This window comes from Streptomyces sp. NPDC050610, assembly GCF_040654875.1.
Lineage (GTDB): Bacteria > Actinomycetota > Actinomycetes > Streptomycetales > Streptomycetaceae > Streptomyces.
In genome coordinates, this window is the sequence record NZ_JBFAIV010000005.1 from 92,105 (window position 1) to 110,036 (window position 17,932).

A 17,932-nucleotide genomic window follows, 5' to 3' on the forward strand; every position below is an offset into this window, starting at 1 on the left:
CAACGGCAGCCAGCGCCAGCCATCTACTTGTCCGCAAAATGATGTCTCCATCCGGATGTCTCGATCCAAAGGGGGCAGCTCGTCGGCCGTGTTGTTGACCGGTGCCACGGCACGCTCCGACCGTAATCCGCAAATGTCAGAAACATGTCAAGATAGTTTTAGGGATACCGCTTGGATATCGCTTCCGCCGCGACCGAGGCGCACGACCGCCCGCGGCCAGTGCTTTTTGGACAGCGTCTGGCCGCGGGGCATCGGTCACCGACCAGCGCGAGTACCCGAATCACCGCGCACACCAGGCCCGCGACCTGCAACTTCACGATGCACAGCGCTTATTGAGCGGCTGGAGCGAGCCCTCGGGCGGCGGGCTGGAGCCCTCGGTAGGTGACGGTCCTTCCCGGGCCGAGTTCGCGCCCGAGGCGTTCGGCCAGTTGTGAACCGTCGCCGCGCAGACGCTCGTACGCGGCCTCCAGCTCGGCGTCATCGCGATTCCGCAGCCACGTCTCCATGGCCGCGTCGATCTCCGCCGCCCACGCGTACAGGTCGGCCACCAACTCTTCGGACAGGCCGAGTGCGGCGGCTTGGTCGTCCGGGGCGAAGTCCCCGAACCCCTCCGCACGGAGCGGGTGCCACTTGTATTCGCCCTCGACGGTGATGTGGAGCGGGTGCCGCGGGCTGTCGTGAGGGTCGAGGGTCCAGTGCGGGCGCAGGCATCCCCAGCACGCGAACTTCGTCGTCCCGTGCCGTTCGTCCCAGTAACGCACCGCCCACGTGGGACCGAGATACCGGGCCGGCGCCTGGGCGGTCTCCAGGCCCTTCTTGACGTGTTCGCGCAGCGCCGGGCGGGCAGCGGAGCCAACCGGCGGGCGGCTCTCGGACCACGTGGTCAGCTGACGAGCCAGATCACCGTGCGTCAGGCCCAGGGCGGGGTGGTCGACGGGCACGTTGCGGACGAAGCCGCTGGTGTCCGCGAAGAGCCCGTCGTTCGACGCGTACAGCGGGGAGCGGTCCCCTTGAGCGCGTACGAGGAGGTGACGAGGTTCGCCGTTGCCGTTGCCGTTGTCGTGGGTCATCCGGGGTGCGCTCCTACGGCCGCTCACAGCCCCAGCGTCAGTGGCTGATCCGAGGCTCCGTTCCGGAGCAAGTCGGCCAGTGGGGCGGCGAGGTTGCGGGGGGCCGAAGAGGGTCGGGGCCTTGGTAGGCGGTGATTTCAGCGAGGAGCGGTACCGCCCGGGGACTCTGCGCCCAGGAGCGTGAGCAGCCCGGGGAATCTCTTCTCGATGTCCGCGCGTCGTAGTCGGATGCCCTTGCGGTTGCCGTAGTCGATCTCGTCGATGAGACCTGCCTCGCGCAGGACCCGGAAGTGGTGGGTCTGGGTCTGCTTCGAGATCGGAAGATTGAACGAGTTGCAGCCCCGCTCGCTGTCGCTGCGGTCGGCGGCCAACTCCATCATCACCGAACGACGGTGCTCGTCGGCGAGGGCGCGAAACACCGCACCCAGATCGAGCGCATCGGCCTCCGGGCCGACCAGGTTCCTCCCGGCCACGCGGCACCCCCTTCAGGTACGGCTTGCATCGTACCTGAAGGATGTGCTCCACTGAGGTACGAAGTTGATCGTACCTTGACCGGGTAGTGCTGCCCCGTGCCGCCGCTCCCTGAGCCCCGGCCTGGCACTCGCCGCGGACCTGGTCATCGACACTCCTAGAGGTCATCGTCATGAAGAAGCCCGAAGTGCTGATAGTCGGCGCCGGAATCGCAGGGCCCGCACTCGCGTACTGGCTGTCCCATAATGGATACCGGCCGACGGTCGTCGAACACGCCCGGCAGCTGCGCTCCGGTGGTAGCGCGATCGTCGTGAAGGGGCCCGCGATCCCGGTCGCCGAGCGCATGGGCATCCTCCCGCAACTCCGCGAGCTCGCCACCCGCAATCGGTCGCTGACCCTGCTCGACCCCGGCGGCAGGCGGATCCTGCAATCCCCGCTCACCTCGGACAAGGCGCCGACGGTCGAGGTGACCCGAGCCGACCTGTCCGAGGTGCTCCACCGGTCGGCGCAGACCGAGGCCGAGTTCTTGTTCGACGACACGGTCACCGCTCTCGACCAGGATGAAGGCGGGGGCAACGTCACCTTCCGGCGGTCCGCGCCACGGCGCTTCGACTTGGTCGTCGGTGCCGACGGGATGCACTCCACCGTACGGCGCCTGGTGTTCGGACCCGAGCGGCAGTTCGCGAGCGACCTGGGCCTGTACGGCGCGACCGTCCCGCTGGAACCCGACGCCATCGAGGACCCGAGCGAGATGACGATGCTGACCGTGCCGAACCGGATGCTGGTCCTCCACCCCTCGCGGACCACTCCGCTCGCGATCTTCACCTTCCGGGCCGCACAGCTGGCGCCCCACGACCGCAAGAACATCGCCCTTCACAAGCAGACCGTGGCCGACGCCTACGCCGACGTGCGGTGGCGGGCACCGGAACTCGTGGCGGCGTTCCTCGACCACCCGGCTCCGTACTTCGACCGCCTGACCACCGTCCGGATGCCCTCGTGGTCCCGCGGACGGGTCGTACTGCTCGGGGACGCGGCGGCGGCGACAGCCCTGCTGGGCGACGGGTCCAGCATGGCGATGGCGGGCGCGTACGCCCTCGCGGAAGAGCTCGCCGCCCATCCCGGTGATCACGCCCGCGCCTTCACCGCCTACGAGTCGCGGCTCCGCCGTGAGGTAGGCCCGCGGCAGCGACGCGTCGGCCTGCTCTCCAGGCTCATGGTGCCCCGCACCCGGCCGGGCCTCGTGGTGCGCAACGCCGTGGGCCGCGCGGTCGGGCGCACGAGCCGGACCGCCACTCGCGAAGCCGCGAACCGGTAGGCCGGGCCCGCACCGACCGGTCACCAGTCGGTGCGCAGCTCCGCGGTAGCTCTCAGCCGTGTCGGTGCCGCCATGTCCGACGAGCCCGGCTCCGTGTAGTAGGCCATCGCCGATGCGGCAGGCCGGCTGCCGACGGCCTCACCCACCGTTCCGGGCGCTCGCCACGGCATGGGTACTGCCGGTGGCTACACCCCCCCGCGACGCGGAGGTGAAGTGCTGGACGGACAAGGCGTATCGAGGCGCCGGCGGCACCACCCGGGCGCCCGCCCGCGGTCGGCGTCTCAAGCTGCGGCAACGTCGGCACAGCGGCAACATCGGCACAACAGCGCCCAGGCCGGAATCCGTTGCCTCGGCGAACAAGCCATGGCCGCCCTGAAGGGCTGGCGCCTCCCGCGGAAACTCCGCTGTAGCACCAACCGAGTCACCGCCATCGTGAAGACCATCCCCGCCCTTCGTCACGCCTCAACCTGAGGTGGGAAAAGGCTCAAGGTCTGCCGGGGTGACTGCGCCTTCGGGGGAGCAAGCCGAAATTCTTCGGGGGGGGGAATCTCATTCTGATTACTCCACGGACTATTGCTGGAGTGTCGGCGACACTCCAGCAACTAGCTCTGCACTACTAGGCGAAGTCGTCGTGGTCAATACCGATAATAACGGCCGCCCAGACCGCTGGCACGTCACCATTATTTATCCACCGGTGCTTCGTCCCGTTCTGGATGATTGTGTCGCCTGCTTTCAGAGTCTTGCTGGCGCCATCGTCGAGTTCAAGGGTGAGTTCTCCGGACAAGACCACCATGAGGTCGATGCTGGCCGTCTTGTGCATCCCGCCGCCTTCGGGGAAATTACCGTCGAAGCCTTGACGCATTGGCCGCCGCGGGGTAAATGTCCCCGGTGCTAGCTCCGGCACCGGGTCTGCGCCATTCGGCGCCAGCGAGATCATTACATAACGAAACCCGCCAGTCTTCGGGAAGTACTCGTCTTCGCAGGCGGGCTCCGAACCGGCGTCAGGGAAGTGCACACCTTTGTAGTCGCCGCCCCAGATCTGGTAAATAGGGCCACCGCCCCCGTCGTGCTCAAGCTCCACGTCGCTGGCAAAAACAGCCTTGCCTTCCGCGTCATGACCAGTGGCTACTCGGCGTATCGTCATGTTGAGCTCCCTAATGCGTTGCTGCCGTGCCCTGCCATGAAATCCGCATTCGTGCGCCGGTGGGAGTTACCGCTCTTCCAGGTAATGGCAGTACCTCCCAGCACACCGCCGCACGGCCTATGGTGGTGAGGTGACCGACAGCGAGAGACATGAGCAGGCCGGCGCGGTGCGGGAGTTCCTCAGTACCCGACGCGCCCGCATTACGCCCCAGCAGGCAGGGCTGCCCGTCTTCGGTGTCAAACGACGAGTGACGGGGTTGCGCCGGGAGGAGGTGGCATTGCTGGCCGGGATGAGCATTGACTACTACATCCGCCTTGAGCGCGGGAACTTGAGCGGCGCCTCGGACTCGGTGCTGGACTCCTTGTCCCACGCACTTCAGCTCGACGATGCCGAGCGGGCCTACCTCTACGACCTGGCCCGCGCGGCCACGGCGTCCGGGCGTCGGCCACCCGCTGCGACTGGGCGGATCCGACCGGTGGTCCTGCGGATGCTCGACGCGATGACCGACCTGCCGGCCTACATCCGCAACGGGCGGTTCGACATCCTCGCCGCCAACTCTCTCGGCCAGGCTCTGTATGCCCCGGTCTACGATTCCCCGTTGTTCGCGCAGCGTGGTCCGGTGAACACCGCGCGATTCCTGTTCCTCGATCCTGGTTCCGCCGATTTCTGGCCCGAGTGGGAGAAAGCCGCCAACGACTCAGTCGCCTTGCTGCGCACCGAGACCGGCCGCTCGCCGCAGGACAAGGGCCTGACGGACCTGATCGGAGAGCTCTCCACAAAGAGCGACGAGTTCGCCCAGCGTTGGGCCAGGCACGACGTGAAGTTCCACCACTCCGGCATGAAGCAACTCCACCACCCGCTCATCGGGAACCTGGCCCTGCCCTACGAAGCCCTCCATCTGCCCACTGACCCCGGGCTCTGTATCACCATCTACTCGCCCGAGCCCGACTCACCCGCACGTCAGGCACTCGACCTTCTGGCCAGCTGGACCAGCTCGACCGCACACGAGCGCTGACAAGCGTCACCCCGCTGATGCCGTGTCAGGCAATATTCGCCCTGCTTTGGTGACGAGCCGTCGGGGGGCTGGCCCGCGGGCGGTGCGTGGCCCGGCACCTCGTCGGGGTGGTGGCTGATCGAGTACGCGTACGCGGGGTCGACGCTGACGAGGGAAAACGGCTGCTGCGGATGATCCGCAGAGGCACCGGATCGGTGGTGACCTGGCGCCGGGCCAAGATGGTGCTGCTGTCGGTACAGGGCATGCCGGTGGCGGTGGCGAAGATCGCCGAGGTGTCGTTCACCGGCGAGGACCGGGTCCGCGATGTGATCCACAACTTCAACGACGGCGGCTGTCGGGGCGTCACCGAAGGGTCACCGGTTCCCGGGCCCGGCCGGATGCGGCGCCAGGCGTCCGTCCTCCATGGAGAGCACGCGGTCCGCGCGGGCGAGGAGGCCGTGGTCGTGGGTGACCAGTACCGTCGCCGTTAGGTGACGGCGCGTCACTTCCGCCAGCAGTTCTACGATCCGCTCCCCGCGCTCGTGGTCGAGCGCCGACGTGGGCTCGTCCACCAGGAGTACGGACGGGCCGCCGAACAGGGCGCGGGCGATGTTCACGCGCTGGCGCTCGCCGCCGGAGAGCTGGTGCGGCCTGCGCCGCTGCTTCGACCCGTCCAGGCCCACCGACTCCAGCAGCTCCGCCGCCCGGCCGCGGGCCGCCCGCGCGCCCCGGCCCCGCAGGTCCTCGACCACCAGCAGCTGTTCCAGCGCGGTCAGCGACGGCAGCAGGTTCGACTGCTGGAACACGATGCCGACACGTTTGCGCCGCAGCGCCGTACGGGCCCGCGCGCTCAGCCGCGCCGTGTCCTCGCCCGCCACGACCACCCGCCCCTCGTCCGGCCGCAGCAGCGTCGCCGCCACCGCCAGCAGGCTCGACTTCCCGGAACCGGACGGGCCCACGACCGCCGCCAGCTCCCCGGCGGGCACCCGCAGGGACACCGCGTCCAGAGCGGTCAGGCGGCGGTCGCCATCCGGATAGGTGAGCGTCACCGACTCCAGGGACAGGGCGGCGGTTGTGGCGGTGTCCGTCACGATGGTCGAGGCGGTCGAGGTGGTCGAGGCGGTCGAGGTGGTCGAGGTGGTCGAGGCAGACGAAGCGGTCGAGTCGGCGGCGGTCATCGGGTGGCTCCCAGTGCGGTCAGCGGGTCTACGGACGTGATGCGGCGTACGGCGAGCGCGGAACCGGCCAGGCCCAGCGCCACCATCGCCAGCACCGGTACGGTCACGGTCGCCGCGCCCAGTTCGAACGGCACCGACGCCGCGGCCAGCGCCCCGCCGGCCACCCCCGCCGTGCCGCCCAGCGCGGCCCCCGCGACCAGTACGATCAGGGCCTGGGCCAGGGCGTCCCGCACCAGGTAGCCGCTGCTCGCGCCCACCGCCTTGAGCACCGCGATGTCCGGCTTGCGCTGCACCGTCCAGACCGTGAAGAAGGCCCCGACGACCAGTGCGCTCACCGCGAAGAGGAACCCCTGGATGAGTTGCAGCGTGCCGTGCTCGGCCGAGTAGCCGTCGATCCCCGCGAGCGCGGCGTCGACCGACACAGCCTTCGTCGCGCTCGTACCGGAGCCCGTACCAGAGCCCGTACCCGTATCGGAGGCCGTACCGGAGCCCACCCCTGATCCGCTGCCCCCGCCGTCCGGAGACCCGTCGCCCTTGACCGCCAGCGCCGTCGGGCGCTGCTGGTGGCTCACCCGCTCCCAGGTCGCGAGGCTCGTCCAGACGCTCGGCGCGTGCCCGAACGAGCGATCGGCGGTCAGGCCCGAGACCGTCAACCGCTCAGTGCCGAGTGTCACCCAATCCCCGACGCCGATGCCGTTCTCGCGCGCCGTCGACTCGCTCACCGCGACCTGGCCGCCCTGCCTGTCCCGCCCACCCTGCCCGTCCTGCCCGTCCTTCGGCGCGGCGCCGGAGACGAGAGCCGGCCGCAGCGCGTCGGATGTGCCGAAGGCGCTCACGGACACGGCTTTGCGGTCGGCCGTCAGCCGGGTCATGGCGACGCCCAGCGGTTCCGCCGACGAGACGCCGGGAGCCTTCGTCCAGGCGCGTTCCTGCTCCGGTCCGATCGTGCTGTTGCCGAACGACACCTCGGGCTCCGCCCCCGCCGGCGCGCCGAACACGATGCGGTCCACCGGCAGGCCGGACACGGCCGAGGACGCCTCGCGGGCCAGCCCGCCCGTCAGGCCGTACAGGAAGACCACGAGGGTGGTGATCAGCGTGACGACCGCGCCCATGAGGGCGAATCGCCCTCGGGCGAAGCGGATGTCACGGAGCGCGACGAACACAGGAACCCTCCCAGGGCTTCTTGTCAGGACGTCCCCAACCCTCCGTCGCCGCCGCGCGCCCGTCATCGGGGACAGGAGCGGTCCTCGCCCCGTCCATCGGGTCCACCTCGAAATCAATCGAACGGTTGATGGGAAGCGCGGAAAGGGGTTCGCGCGAGCGCCGTACGCTCGATGGAGTGAGCAACCCCGACGCACCCCGGCCGCCCGAGCGGCAGGTGGACCGCCCCCGCGCCCACCGCCATCAGCACGCCGACGCCCCGTCGCTGCGCCTGATGCGCCTCGCGCTGCACGGCGCGTTCTACGTGCTGCTCGCCATCGCCCTCGCACCCGCCGCCGTCGCCGCCATCGGCTCGGAGGGCTCCCGGAGCCCGTACGTACTGATCCCCGGCGTGGCGCTCGCCATCGTCTACGGCCTCGGGGCAGCCCGGGAATCCCGAGAGGCGGGGGAGGGGCGGCGGCCCCTCGGCTCCCGTACCGGGCTGTGGCTCGCCGCTGTCACCGGGCTGTGGCTGGTCCTCCTCGTCATGGACCGCGGTTTCAGCTATGTCGTCTTCCCGCTCTTCTTCCTCTTCCTGCACGTCATGCCGGTCCGCTGGTCCCTGCCCGCCGTGGCCGCCACCACGGCCGCGGTCGTCGCCGTGCAGGCGGTGGGGCCCGGCGGGTTCACCGCCGCGAAGGTCATCGGGCCGGTCGCGGGCGCGGCGGTCGCCGTACTGACCGCCTACGGGTACGCCGCGCTCTACAGGGAGAGCCGCAACCGTCAGCACCTGATCGACGACCTCGTACGGACCCGGGACGAGCTGGCCGCGACCCAGCGCGAGGCCGGGCGGCTCGCCGAGCGCCAGCGCCTGGCCCGCGAGATCCACGACACCCTTGCCCAGGGCCTGTCCAGCATCGTCCTGCTCGCCCGCGCCGCCGAGGCCGCGGCGGCGGCAGAGCCCCGCGGGACGAGCAGGACCAGCGGGGCAGGCGGGACCGGTGGGGTCAGTGCGTCCACGGCAGGCACAGAACCCGCCGACCTCCCGGCCGCCCGCGCGCACCTGCGCGAGATCGGACGGACCGCCTCCGACAACCTCGCCGAGGCCCGCCGCTTCGTACGGGCGCTCACTCCGCCCGCCCTGGAGGACGCCTCGCTGCCGGAGGCGCTGCGCCGCCTGACCGCCGGTTTCACGGGCGGGCCCGAGGTCCGCTTCCACTTGGACGGCGAGCCCCGGCGGCTCCCTATAGAGGCCGAGGTCGCCCTGCTGCGCCTCACCCAGGAAGCGCTCGCCAACGTCGCCCGCCACGCCCGCGCCGAACGGGCCGCCGTCACGCTCGCCTTTCTGGACGGGCAGGTGACGCTGGACGTGTACGACGACGGCGTCGGCTTCACACCGGGCGGCTCCGCCGGGGGAGCGGGCCGCATGACCTTCGGCCTGCACGGCATGCGGGAACGCATCGCCGAACTCGGCGGCACCCTCACCGTGGAGTCCGCGCCGGGCGAGGGTACGGCCGTGGCCGCGGCTCTGCCGGTACGGGTACGGGCGGGGGAGGCCCGTACGGAGACAGGTACGGACGCGGGCACCGAGGTGGCCGCACACACCGGTACACAGCCGTCCCGGTCCCGCCCCTCGGCACGGAACAGGGCCGCCGCATGATCCGCGTGCTGCTGGTCGACGACCACCCCGTTGTACGGCGCGGGCTCCGCGCCATGGTCGACGAACTGCCCGGCGTCGAGGCGGTCGGCGAAGCGGCGGACGGCGCGGCCGGGCTGCGCCTCCTCGCCGAGGCGCGGGAGAACGGGCAGCCGCAGCCCGACGTCGTGCTCATGGATCTCCAGATGGGCGACGGCATGCACGGCGTCGAGGCCACCCGCCGCATCACCGCCCTCCCCGAACCCCCGGCGGTACTCATCCTCACCACCTACAGCACGGACGCCGACATCCTCGCGGCCGTCGAGGCCGGGGCCACCGGCTACCTGCTGAAAGACGCCCCGCCGGAGGAAGTCGCCACCGCCGTCCACGCCGCCGCCCGCGGTGAGACCGTCCTGGCCCCGCCCGTGGCCGCCCGCCTGCTGGGCCGCGTACGAGCAGGCCGGCCCACGCTGTCCCCGCGCGAGATCGAGATCCTGCGTCTCCTGGCCGAGGGCCTGGCCAACAAGCAGATCTCCCGTCGCCTGTTCATCAGCGAGGCCACGGTCAAGACCCACCTCGTGCACATCTACGACAAGCTGAACGTCGACAGTCGGACGGCAGCCATCGCCGCCGGCCTCGCGGGCGGCCTGATCCGCCCGGCGTGACGGTCGGCAAAGCGCCCGGCGTGACGGCCGACGTAACGCCCGGCACGACGGCCGACGTAACGTCGGGCGTGACGCCCGGCGGAACGGGCGCCCTCACGCACGGCCCCCGCCACAGCGGGCTCGGCCCCGGTTGTCAGGTTGGAGTGCGACAATCGTCGTCGGCTGCCAGAGGCCGTCAGAAGCCGTCCACGACGCCGTCCACGACGACCGGCGACGACTGATGACGACCGACGACGATCTAAGACGATCCCGGCGGCAGCCGGACGCAAGATCCACAGAACCTCAGAGCACCCGTATGGAGAGCGCATGGCCCCCAGCACCCCGTCCGCCATGGAACGACCGCACTTCATCGGCATCGGCGGCGCCGGGATGTCGGGCATCGCCAAGATCCTCGCGCAGCGCGGCGCCCGCGTAGCCGGCAGCGACTCCCGCGAGTCGGCGACCGCCGCGGCCCTTCGCGACCTCGGCGCCACCGTGCACATCGGCCACGCCGCCGAGCACCTCGCCGCCGACGCGACCTGCGTCGTCGTCTCCAGCGCCATCCGCCAGGACAACCCCGAGCTGGTGGCCGCCGCCGACCGCGGCATCCCCGTCGTGCACCGCTCCGACGCCCTCGCCGCGCTGATGGACGGCCTCAGCCCGATCGCCGTCGCCGGTACGCACGGCAAGACGACCACCACCTCCATGCTGGCCGTCTCCCTCGGCGCCCTCGGTCTCGACCCCTCGTACGCGATCGGCGGCGACCTCGACGCGCCCGGCTCCAACGCCCGGCACGGCGAAGGCGAGATCTTCGTCGCCGAGGCCGACGAGAGCGACCGCAGCTTCCACAAGTACGCGCCCCAGGTCGCGATCATCCTCAACGTGGAGCTGGACCACCACGCCAACTACGCCTCGATGGACGAGATCTACGAGTCCTTCGAGACCTTCGTCGGCCGCATCCGCCCCGGCGGCACCCTCGTCATCTCCGCGGACAACCCCGGCGCCCGCGAACTCACCCGGCGCATCGCCGGACGCCACGACATCGAGGTCGTCACCTACGGCGACGCCGAGGACGCGGACGTACGCGTCACCAAGGTCAACCCGCGCGGTCTGGCCAGCGAGGTCACCGTCGTCCTGAACGGCAAGATGCTCACCTTCGCCGTCTCCGTCCCCGGCCGCCACTACGCGCACAACGCCGTCGCCGCCCTCGCCGCGGGCGTCGCCCTCGGCCTCCCGGTCCACAACCTCGCCTCGGCCCTCGGCAAGTACACCGGCGTCAAGCGCCGCCTCCAGCTCCAGGGCGAGGCGGGCGGCGTCCAGGTCATCGACTCCTACGCGCACCACCCCACCGAGATGACCGCCGACCTGGAGGCCATCCGCGGCGCCGCCGCCGGCTCCCGCATCCTCGTCGTCTTCCAGCCCCACCTCTTCAGCCGCACCCAGGAACTCGCCACCGAGATGGGCGAGGCCCTCACCCTCGCCGACGCCTGCGTGGTCCTCGACATCTACCCGGCCCGCGAGGACCCGATCCCCGGCGTCACCAGCGCCCTGATCACCGACGCGGCCGCCGCCAAGGGCGCGGACGTCACCCCCGAGCACGACATGGCCGCCATCCCGGACGTCATCGCCGGAATGGCGAAGCCGGGAGATCTTGTTCTCACCATGGGAGCGGGCGATGTGACGGACCTCGGTCCGCGCATCCTGGAGCGCATGGCCCGCCGGGACAGCTGAGGAGAGACCGCAGATGCCGTACGAGATCGACAAGCCGGAAGAGCAGTGGCGGGCCGAACTGTCCCCGGCGGAGTACCACGTCCTCCGCGAGGCCGGCACCGAGCCCGCCTACCGCGGTGAGTACACCGACACCAAGACCGCAGGCGTCTACTCCTGCCGCGCCTGCGGCGCGGAGCTGTTCCGCTCCACCGAAAAGTTCGAGAGCCACTGTGGCTGGCCGTCCTTCTACGACCCCAAGGACTCCGACGCCGTCGAACTGATCGAGGACCGCTCCCTCGGCATGGTCCGCGTCGAGGTCCGCTGCAAGCGCTGCGGCTCCCACCTCGGCCACGTCTTCGAGGGCGAGGGCTACCCCACCCCGACGGACCAGCGGTACTGCATCAACTCGATCTCCCTGGCCCTGACCCCCGACGAGGGCTGAGTCAGTTCTCCCCGGACGCCTCGGGGCGCAGCAGTGGATGTACGACCCCGGGGAACACCGTGGCCTGTACGACCGGCTCCGCCGCCCCGCCCTTGACCACCGTCTCGGCGACACCCCACGGGCGTCCGGGGAGCACCACCGTCAGCGTGTAGACCGACGCGCACCCCATGCACTCGTACCGGTCCGCCCACGTCTCCACGTCCGTGGTGCTCCCCGGCATACGGGCCACATGCCGGTACCGCGCATGGCACCGCTCGCACTTCTCGCCCGGCTCGCACGTCCCGCCGCACGGACACGGCACATCCAGCGACTCCGCCGGCCGCCAACGCTGCGTGAGCACCGCCTCACGCGTAGCGCCCATGTCCTTCATCGACTTCAGATTCCGCGCCGCCACGTTGTACGACTCGCCCGTCGCCGCCATCCGGTCCCGGATGACGTCCTTGCGTCCACGGTTCGTCGTCATCTCTGCTCCTCCAGGTGATCACGCAGCCCACCAGGAGGCCCACGAGTACGAACCCCCAACGGTACCGGTCCGCTCCGCGGGGGGTTCGCCTACGTGGTGGGTGCGGTCAGCTCCGTACCGCGTACGCGACGAAGGCCGCCCATGCGGTGGAGGAGAGCGTCAGCTGCGGGCCCTGCTTGTCCTTGGAGTCCCGGACGTGCACGGTGGCGGGGCAGGCGGCCACCTCGACGCAGTCACCGTCGCCCCCACTGCTGTAACTGGACTTGTGCCAGGAGAGGGCTACCTCGACGCAGCTGTCACCCTGTGAGCCGCTGTAGCTGCTCTTGAACCAAGTCAGTCCCGTTGTGCTCATAGCGCTCCTCGCATTCGCTTCAACAGGCCCCGGGAATCCTCGGGGGTGAGAGCCTGCGAGCGCATCTTGGCATACCGCTGATGAAGGAGGCTGATCGCTTTCGGAGTCGAGATGAACTGGCCGGACTCTTGTCCCTCGGAGTATCCGAACCATCGGTGCTCCGGTGACTCCAGCAACTGCATAGGACCGTCCAGTCCGGCGTGTGTCGGTTGCCGCAGCGGCATGATTTGAAACTCCACGTTCCAGTGCCGCTCGGTTACGTCCAGCAGGTGATCGAACAGCTCCCGGGTAACTTCCTCGCCACCCGTGTGCCGCTCCAGTACCGCCTGTTCGACGATGAAGCTGAAGGCGCAGGGTGGCTTGCGGCGCGTGGACAGCAAGTTCTGCCGAAGCAGTCGCGCGGTGATCCGCTGGTCCAACTCCTCCTCGTTCGGAAGCGGTGGAACGCTGAACGAGACCGCCTGCGCGTATGCCCTGGTCTGCAACAGGCCGGGGAGCACCCGACATTCGTACGTGTACAGACTGATTGCTACCTGCTCCAGCTGAGCCCACATCCTGAACCACGCCGCCAGCCCCGGCTTCCGTGTCAGATACGGCGAAGCCTTCCGCAACGCCCCGGTGTTCCCCAGAGCGTCCTCCCCGCGTTCCACGAACGCCGGGTCCGGCATGCGGCGGCCCAGTTCGATCGAGGCGACTGTGTGCTTGGAGAAGCGCACCAGGGCGGCGAACTCTTCGCGGCTGAGGCCGACGTGTTCCCGCAGGGCTTGCACCACCGCGCCGAAGGTTCGCAGGCTGTCCGAGGGTTCGGGTTCTGTGTAGCCGGGGCTGCCGGCCACATCGTCCGTGCTTTCCGTACCGTCCGACCCGTCCGTCATGTTCAGTTACCTCTCGCGCGCCTGTCTCGCTATCCACTCACGACGCGGCCATGGTTACGCCAAGTCATCGGTACTGTCTACCCTTCGTGCGCGTACGCTGACTCAGCGTACGCGCGGCCCTCCTGGTGGCTGGGGTCTTGGCAGGCCACATTGGGCCTCATGACGACACCCCCCACACATCAGCCGCATCAGCGCATCGTCACCGTGCGTGCGTTCACTCAGCGGTTCAGCTCGACCAGGCTCGGCGCGCGCCTCGCCAGGCACCTGGCGTTGCATCAGTTGGAGAGCTGGGGTATTCCGCACTCCAGCTCCACGTCGAGTTCGGTCGCCGTGCTCGTGGCGGAGCTGGCGGCGAACGCCGTGACTCATGGGCGGGTCGCCGGACGGGACTTCGAGCTGCGGCTCACGTGGACGCCGGAGACCTTGCGGATCGAGGTCTCGGACACGCGGGGCGAGCTGCGCGTTCCGGGGCCGGGGGAGGCTTCCCTGCCCGCGCCGGACTCGGAGACCGGTCGTGGCTTGGTCCTCGTGGAGGCGCTCGCGGACCGGTGGGCGGTGATCGACCGCGTACCCGTCGGCAAGACCGTACGGGTCGAGCTGGATCTCCCGGCCTGATCCGGGCGACTCCGCCCCGTCTGCGGGCGCTCGCGTATACGTGAACGTATACTTCTTCCATGGGAGATGTCATGATCCGGGTACCCGCCGAGGTTCGCGACCGCCTCGCCGTTCTCGCCGAAGCCCGCGGCAGCTCGATCCGGTCCATAGTGCAGGAATTCGCCGAGACCACGCTCACTCCCGACGAGCGCAGGGAGCGGGCCGAGCGTGCTCGTGCCTACATGGCCGAGCACTTCGGGCACTACGTCACCGATGAGGAAGCCGCCGACGTGCGCAGGAAGATGAATGAGGCCGTCGCCGTCTATCACCGGCGCGGTAAGAGCACCGCGTGATTCTGGAGCACTTCGTTCTCGATGCGCCGAGCATGATGGCGTTGCGCGGCAGCAGGCAGCTCTCCGGGTTGATCCACAACGCCTATCTCGATCCGGCCGCCCGTCTGTGGATTCCTCTGCTGTCCCTGGTCGAAGCGGAGCGTGAGGCCGCGGGTCTCCTGGCGCACGTAGGGCAGATCGACGCTTTCCGCACCGTGGATGTCGACTACGCCACCGCGTACGCGGCCTTCGAGCTGGTCCGCCGGGAGGCCGACGGTCTTGCTCTGGGGCAGGCCGCGGCCGTGGTGGCCGCGCGTCGGCTGGAGCACGAGTGCCCTGGCGATGCTGTGCTCATCGCGACTGTTTCGCCGGAGCCGTATGAGGGGTTGGGGGCGGCTGTCATGGACCTCGATCGCTGAGGCCTGCTGACGTCCGATCGGAGTTAGGTGCCCGATCGCGCCCGGATGGATGCGGGGCCCGCCCGTACCCGCCATGGCTGTCGGAGGGGCCCGGTACGCTGGCGAACGTACGGAATGCGGAGCCGACGTGCGAGGGGCGGGATGGACGGGGCGGCCAGAATTCCGGCCGACATGTTCCGGTTCACCACCGGCGATCGGGCGCCGCTGTACGCCGCGATTCTGCGCGCGTTCGGCGACGCCAACGAACGGCTGGTGACGGCTCTCGGCCTGGACGATGTACGGGAACGGCTGCGGGGCGTCGGCTGGTTCGACGCGCTCACCGACGACGATCTGGTGTCGGCGCTCAAGCAGTTGGGCGAGTGGCAGTTGCTGGACGTCGTGCAGAACCACGCCGAGAACTACCACACGGCCGAGGAGTACGAGCGCCGCAACCTCCAGTACTCCCTGACGCGCCGGGGCGAAGCCGCGTTCGCGGGCGTTCAGCACGCGCTGGCGGTTCTCGCCTCCACCGGGGCGCTCCAGACCGCGGTACTGGACGCCATCGCCGACCGGGTCGCCGAGCTGGCGGCGCTGCTCGGCGACGCGGGCTCCACCGACCGTCGCGTCTTCAGCACACTCCAGGAGCTGGAGGGGCATCTGGACGCCCTGCGCTCCAACACCAAGCAGTTCAACGGCGAACTCCAGCGCCTCCTACGGGCCGACGGCACCGACCTCGCCACCTTCCACGAGGTGAAGGCCGCCACGGTCGGCTACCTCCAGGAGTTCCTCACCAACCTCGACCAGCGGGCGCACGCCATCGCGAGCGCCATCTCCCGCGTCGAGGCGCGGGGAGGCGGGGCGAGTGGGGGCGAGGCGGCGGGAGAGGGCGACGGAGTCGAGGAGTTGTGGCGGCGGGCGCTGCGCGGCGCGGAACTGCCGCCGACCGCGGGCGGCGACCCCGCCCCGGCCTGGCTGAGCCTGCGGCGGGCCCGGTGGGACGGGCTGCGCGCCTGGTTCCTGCCGGCCGACGGCTCATCGCCCCGCGTGGAGCAACTGCACCATGTGGCGCGCCGCGCCATCGTCACCCTGCTCCAGGTGCTGGACCGGATCACGGAGTCGCGCCGCCGTTCGTCCAGCGCGGCGCAGGACTTCAGGGAACTCGCCCGCTGGTTCGCCGCCGCCCCGGACGAGGACGGACTGCACCGGCTGTGGTCGGCGGCGTTCGGCCTCGGCTCCGCCCGGCACGCGCACCTCGTACCCGCCGACCCCGAACTGAGCGGCGCCTCCGAGAGCTGGGCGACGGTACCGCCCGTAGAGGTGTCGGCCCTGCTGCGTTCCAGCGGCCGTACGGAACGCTTCACCCGGACGGGCCGGGTGCGGGACGTCGCGGCGCTCAAGGCCGCCCGCGCCGAACGGGCCCGCGCGGAACGCGCCGAACTCGAAGCCGCCTGGAGCCTGTTGCGTACGGAATCGCCACTGCGACTGTCGGCCTTCGGCGCCCTCGACCACGGGACCTTCGAACGGCTGCTGGACCTGCTCGGCCGAGCCCTCGCCGTCGCCCCGGACAGTACCGGGGCCCGGCGGGCGGTCACGGGCGACGGCCGGGTGGAAGTGGTGCTGCGGCCCCCGGCCGACGGCGCGCAGGCCGTGCTGCGCACCGCGCGCGGCCGGCTGACCGGGCCGGATTACGTGATCGAGGTCCGTACGGCGCGTACGCGACTCCCCGCACAGTCAGCCGGAGCGGAGGCAGCCGGATGAGCTCACTCGCCAACCAACTCGTGATCGCCGAACGCGAAGAGGTCGCGCGCGGCATTCGCTTACTGCTCGCCCGTCCGCTGCTGACGGAACGCGCCGACCCCGACGCGTTCGACCTGGTGCGCCGCCGCAGGGAGTCGCTGGTCCGCTGGTTCGACTACACCCTGGGCTGGACGCTGACCGTCGAACCGAGGCTCGGCCACGCCCGGCTCGCGAAGGTACGGCAGCACGCCGACGCCGGCCGCCCCGCCCGGCGGACGAGGTCCGGCCGCGCGCCGTTCGACCGCCGCCGCTACGTCCTGCTGTGCGTGACCGCCGCCGAGCTGCTGTCCGTACCGGTCACCACCATCGGGCTGCTCGCCGGCCGCGTCGCCCAGGCCGCCGCCGCCGACCCCGCGCTGGCCCCCTTCGACACCGCCCAGCGCGCCGAGCGCATGGCGTTCGTGGACGTCCTGCGGCTGCTGGAGTCGTACGGGGCGCTGCGGACCGTCGACGGGGCGACGGACAGCTTCACGGACTCGGCCGAGGCGAAGGTGCTCTACCAAGTGCAGGCGGGGGTCCTCATGCGGCTGCTCGCCGCGCCCAACGGCGCGTCGCGGCTCGCGGTCGAGCCGGACAGCGTTCCGGGGCGGTTCGAGGAATTGCTGGCCGGGCTGGTGCGGGAGCGGCGGTATGGGGTTCGGGGGGCGGAGTCCGCTGGTGGGGGTGTCGGTTCGGACAGGGTCGATGGCGCTGACGGGGCGGCCGATTCTGAGGAGTTGGTCGAGTCTGCCGTGGCATCTGAGCCGACTGGTCCCGCCGACACGACCCCGGTCGCTTCCGTGGTGCAGCGCAACCTGTGGCTGCGCCACTCGGTGCTGCGCCGCCTCTTCGACGATCCGGTGGTGTACCGGGACGAGCTCACCGAGGCCCAGCTCGGCTACCTCGCCTCGCCGACCGGGCGGCAGATCATGCGCCGGGCCGCCGAACAGGCCGGCTGCGTGCTGGAGGAGCGCGCCGAGGGCTGGCTGCTCGCCGATCCGGACGGGATCGCCACCGACGGCAAGTTCCCCGACGACTCCAGCCACGCCAAGGTCGCCGCCCTGCTGCTGCTCGACACCGTCACCGCCGATCCGGCCGGCACCACGCCCGAGCAGCTCGCGGCCGCCGCCGCCGGGCTGCTCGGCCGCTTCCCGAGCTGGGCCAAGGCGTACCGGTCCGAGGACGGCGCGGCCCGCCTCGCCGAGGACGCCGTGGCGGTACTGGCCGGCTTCGGGCTCGTACGCCGCGAGGGCGACCGGATCACCGCCCGCCCCGCCGCGTTCCGCTACCGGGTCACCGGCGCCGCCGAGCCCGAAGGGAGGCCCGTATGACGGTTGCCGTACTCGGCCGGTCCGAAGGGGCATCCGTATGACGGTTGCCGTGCCCTGCCAGTCCGAA

The 17,932-nt window shown here is 70.5% G+C and carries 19 protein-coding genes and 1 pseudogene; 12 read left to right on the forward strand and 8 right to left on the reverse strand.

Translation table 11 applies throughout. The annotated features are described in order from the left end of the window. Nucleotides 1-329: 329 nt before the first annotated feature. Nucleotides 330-1,070, reverse strand: a complete 741-nt coding sequence (locus AB0I22_RS08300; protein WP_363129866.1) for a hypothetical protein — start codon at nt 1,068-1,070, stop codon at nt 330-332. 137 nt (nt 1,071-1,207) lie between these two features. Then, nucleotides 1,208-1,543, reverse strand: coding sequence for a winged helix-turn-helix domain-containing protein (locus AB0I22_RS08305; protein WP_363129867.1), 336 nt, complete (start codon nt 1,541-1,543; stop codon nt 1,208-1,210). A gap of 170 nt (nt 1,544-1,713) precedes the next feature. On the opposite strand from AB0I22_RS08305, the gene AB0I22_RS08310 reads away from it, so the two are divergent. Continuing rightward, the gene (locus AB0I22_RS08310) at nt 1,714-2,856 is read left to right on the forward strand and encodes an FAD-dependent monooxygenase (protein WP_363129868.1); all 1,143 of its coding nucleotides are present in this window, start codon (nt 1,714-1,716) and stop codon (nt 2,854-2,856) included. A 616-nt stretch (nt 2,857-3,472) separates the two neighbouring features. Here the strand turns inward: AB0I22_RS08310 and AB0I22_RS08315 are convergent. Further along, nucleotides 3,473-4,000, reverse strand: a complete 528-nt coding sequence (locus AB0I22_RS08315) for a cupin domain-containing protein (protein WP_363129869.1) — start codon at nt 3,998-4,000, stop codon at nt 3,473-3,475. Between the two features lie 130 nt (nt 4,001-4,130). Between AB0I22_RS08315 and AB0I22_RS08320 the strand changes: the two genes are divergently transcribed. Further along, nucleotides 4,131-5,015: a helix-turn-helix transcriptional regulator gene (locus AB0I22_RS08320; RefSeq protein WP_363129870.1), complete on the forward strand. Its 885-nt coding sequence runs from the start codon at nt 4,131-4,133 to the stop codon at nt 5,013-5,015. A gap of 110 nt (nt 5,016-5,125) precedes the next feature. After that, a pseudogene (locus tag AB0I22_RS08325) lies at nt 5,126-5,338 on the forward strand (IS630 family transposase); the annotation flags it as partial. A 30-nt stretch (nt 5,339-5,368) separates the two neighbouring features. Here AB0I22_RS08325 and AB0I22_RS08330 read toward each other — a convergent pair. Both AB0I22_RS08330 and AB0I22_RS08335 read right to left on the reverse strand, forming a co-directional pair. Beyond that, nucleotides 5,369-6,085, reverse strand: coding sequence for an ABC transporter ATP-binding protein (locus AB0I22_RS08330; RefSeq protein ID WP_363130095.1), 717 nt, complete (start codon nt 6,083-6,085; stop codon nt 5,369-5,371). 83 nt (nt 6,086-6,168) lie between these two features. Continuing rightward, a complete protein-coding gene (locus AB0I22_RS08335) occupies nt 6,169-7,335 on the reverse strand; it encodes an ABC transporter permease (protein ID WP_363129871.1) in 1,167 nt (388 codons plus the stop codon). A 272-nt stretch (nt 7,336-7,607) separates the two neighbouring features. On the opposite strand from AB0I22_RS08335, the gene AB0I22_RS08340 reads away from it, so the two are divergent. The 4 genes from AB0I22_RS08340 (at nt 7,608) to msrB (ending at nt 11,744) form a co-directional block, all read left to right on the forward strand. Beyond that, nucleotides 7,608-8,972: a sensor histidine kinase gene (locus tag AB0I22_RS08340; RefSeq protein WP_363130096.1), complete on the forward strand. Its 1,365-nt coding sequence runs from the start codon at nt 7,608-7,610 to the stop codon at nt 8,970-8,972. Continuing rightward, nucleotides 8,969-9,613 (forward strand): response regulator transcription factor, encoded by a 645-nt coding sequence (locus AB0I22_RS08345; RefSeq protein ID WP_363129872.1) that lies wholly within the window; start codon nt 8,969-8,971, stop codon nt 9,611-9,613. Before AB0I22_RS08340 ends, AB0I22_RS08345 begins: the two co-directional genes overlap by 4 nt. Nucleotides 9,614-9,919: 306 nt before the next feature. Further along, nucleotides 9,920-11,323, forward strand: a complete 1,404-nt coding sequence (gene murC / locus AB0I22_RS08350; RefSeq protein WP_363129873.1) for a UDP-N-acetylmuramate--L-alanine ligase — start codon at nt 9,920-9,922, stop codon at nt 11,321-11,323. A 13-nt stretch (nt 11,324-11,336) separates the two neighbouring features. Then, nucleotides 11,337-11,744 (forward strand): peptide-methionine (R)-S-oxide reductase MsrB, encoded by a 408-nt coding sequence (gene msrB / locus AB0I22_RS08355; protein ID WP_363129874.1) that lies wholly within the window; start codon nt 11,337-11,339, stop codon nt 11,742-11,744. A gap of 1 nt (nt 11,745) precedes the next feature. On the opposite strand, the gene AB0I22_RS08360 is transcribed toward msrB, so the two are convergent. The 3 genes from AB0I22_RS08360 to AB0I22_RS08370 all read right to left on the reverse strand — a co-directional run bounded on the left by AB0I22_RS08360 (nt 11,746) and on the right by AB0I22_RS08370 (nt 13,434). After that, on the reverse strand, nt 11,746-12,207 hold the full coding sequence (locus AB0I22_RS08360) for a hypothetical protein (protein WP_363129875.1): 462 nt from the start codon (nt 12,205-12,207) through the stop codon (nt 11,746-11,748). Nucleotides 12,208-12,313: 106 nt separating this feature from the next. Next, nucleotides 12,314-12,559 carry a DUF397 domain-containing protein gene (locus tag AB0I22_RS08365; protein WP_363129877.1) on the reverse strand — a complete coding sequence of 82 codons (246 nt, stop codon included), beginning with the start codon at nt 12,557-12,559 and terminating at the stop codon, nt 12,314-12,316. Further along, the gene (locus AB0I22_RS08370) at nt 12,556-13,434 is read right to left on the reverse strand and encodes a helix-turn-helix transcriptional regulator (RefSeq protein WP_363129878.1); all 879 of its coding nucleotides are present in this window, start codon (nt 13,432-13,434) and stop codon (nt 12,556-12,558) included. The genes AB0I22_RS08365 and AB0I22_RS08370 overlap by 4 nt, the downstream gene beginning before the upstream one ends. A 159-nt stretch (nt 13,435-13,593) precedes the next feature. Between AB0I22_RS08370 and AB0I22_RS08375 the strand changes: the two genes are divergently transcribed. The 5 genes from AB0I22_RS08375 to AB0I22_RS08395 all read left to right on the forward strand — a co-directional run bounded on the left by AB0I22_RS08375 (nt 13,594) and on the right by AB0I22_RS08395 (nt 17,865). Then, nucleotides 13,594-14,049 (forward strand): ATP-binding protein, encoded by a 456-nt coding sequence (locus AB0I22_RS08375; RefSeq protein ID WP_363129880.1) that lies wholly within the window; start codon nt 13,594-13,596, stop codon nt 14,047-14,049. A gap of 59 nt (nt 14,050-14,108) precedes the next feature. Beyond that, nucleotides 14,109-14,381 carry a hypothetical protein gene (locus AB0I22_RS08380; protein ID WP_363129881.1) on the forward strand — a complete coding sequence of 91 codons (273 nt, stop codon included), beginning with the start codon at nt 14,109-14,111 and terminating at the stop codon, nt 14,379-14,381. Then, a complete protein-coding gene (locus AB0I22_RS08385; RefSeq protein WP_363129882.1) occupies nt 14,378-14,779 on the forward strand; it encodes a hypothetical protein in 402 nt (133 codons plus the stop codon). Before AB0I22_RS08380 ends, AB0I22_RS08385 begins: the two co-directional genes overlap by 4 nt. Before the next feature lie 171 nt (nt 14,780-14,950). Then, nucleotides 14,951-16,516, forward strand: a complete 1,566-nt coding sequence (locus tag AB0I22_RS08390; RefSeq protein WP_363129883.1) for a TIGR02677 family protein — start codon at nt 14,951-14,953, stop codon at nt 16,514-16,516. Further along, nucleotides 16,513-17,865, forward strand: coding sequence for a TIGR02678 family protein (locus AB0I22_RS08395; protein WP_363129884.1), 1,353 nt, complete (start codon nt 16,513-16,515; stop codon nt 17,863-17,865). Before AB0I22_RS08390 ends, AB0I22_RS08395 begins: the two co-directional genes overlap by 4 nt. Nucleotides 17,866-17,932 lie beyond the last annotated feature (67 nt).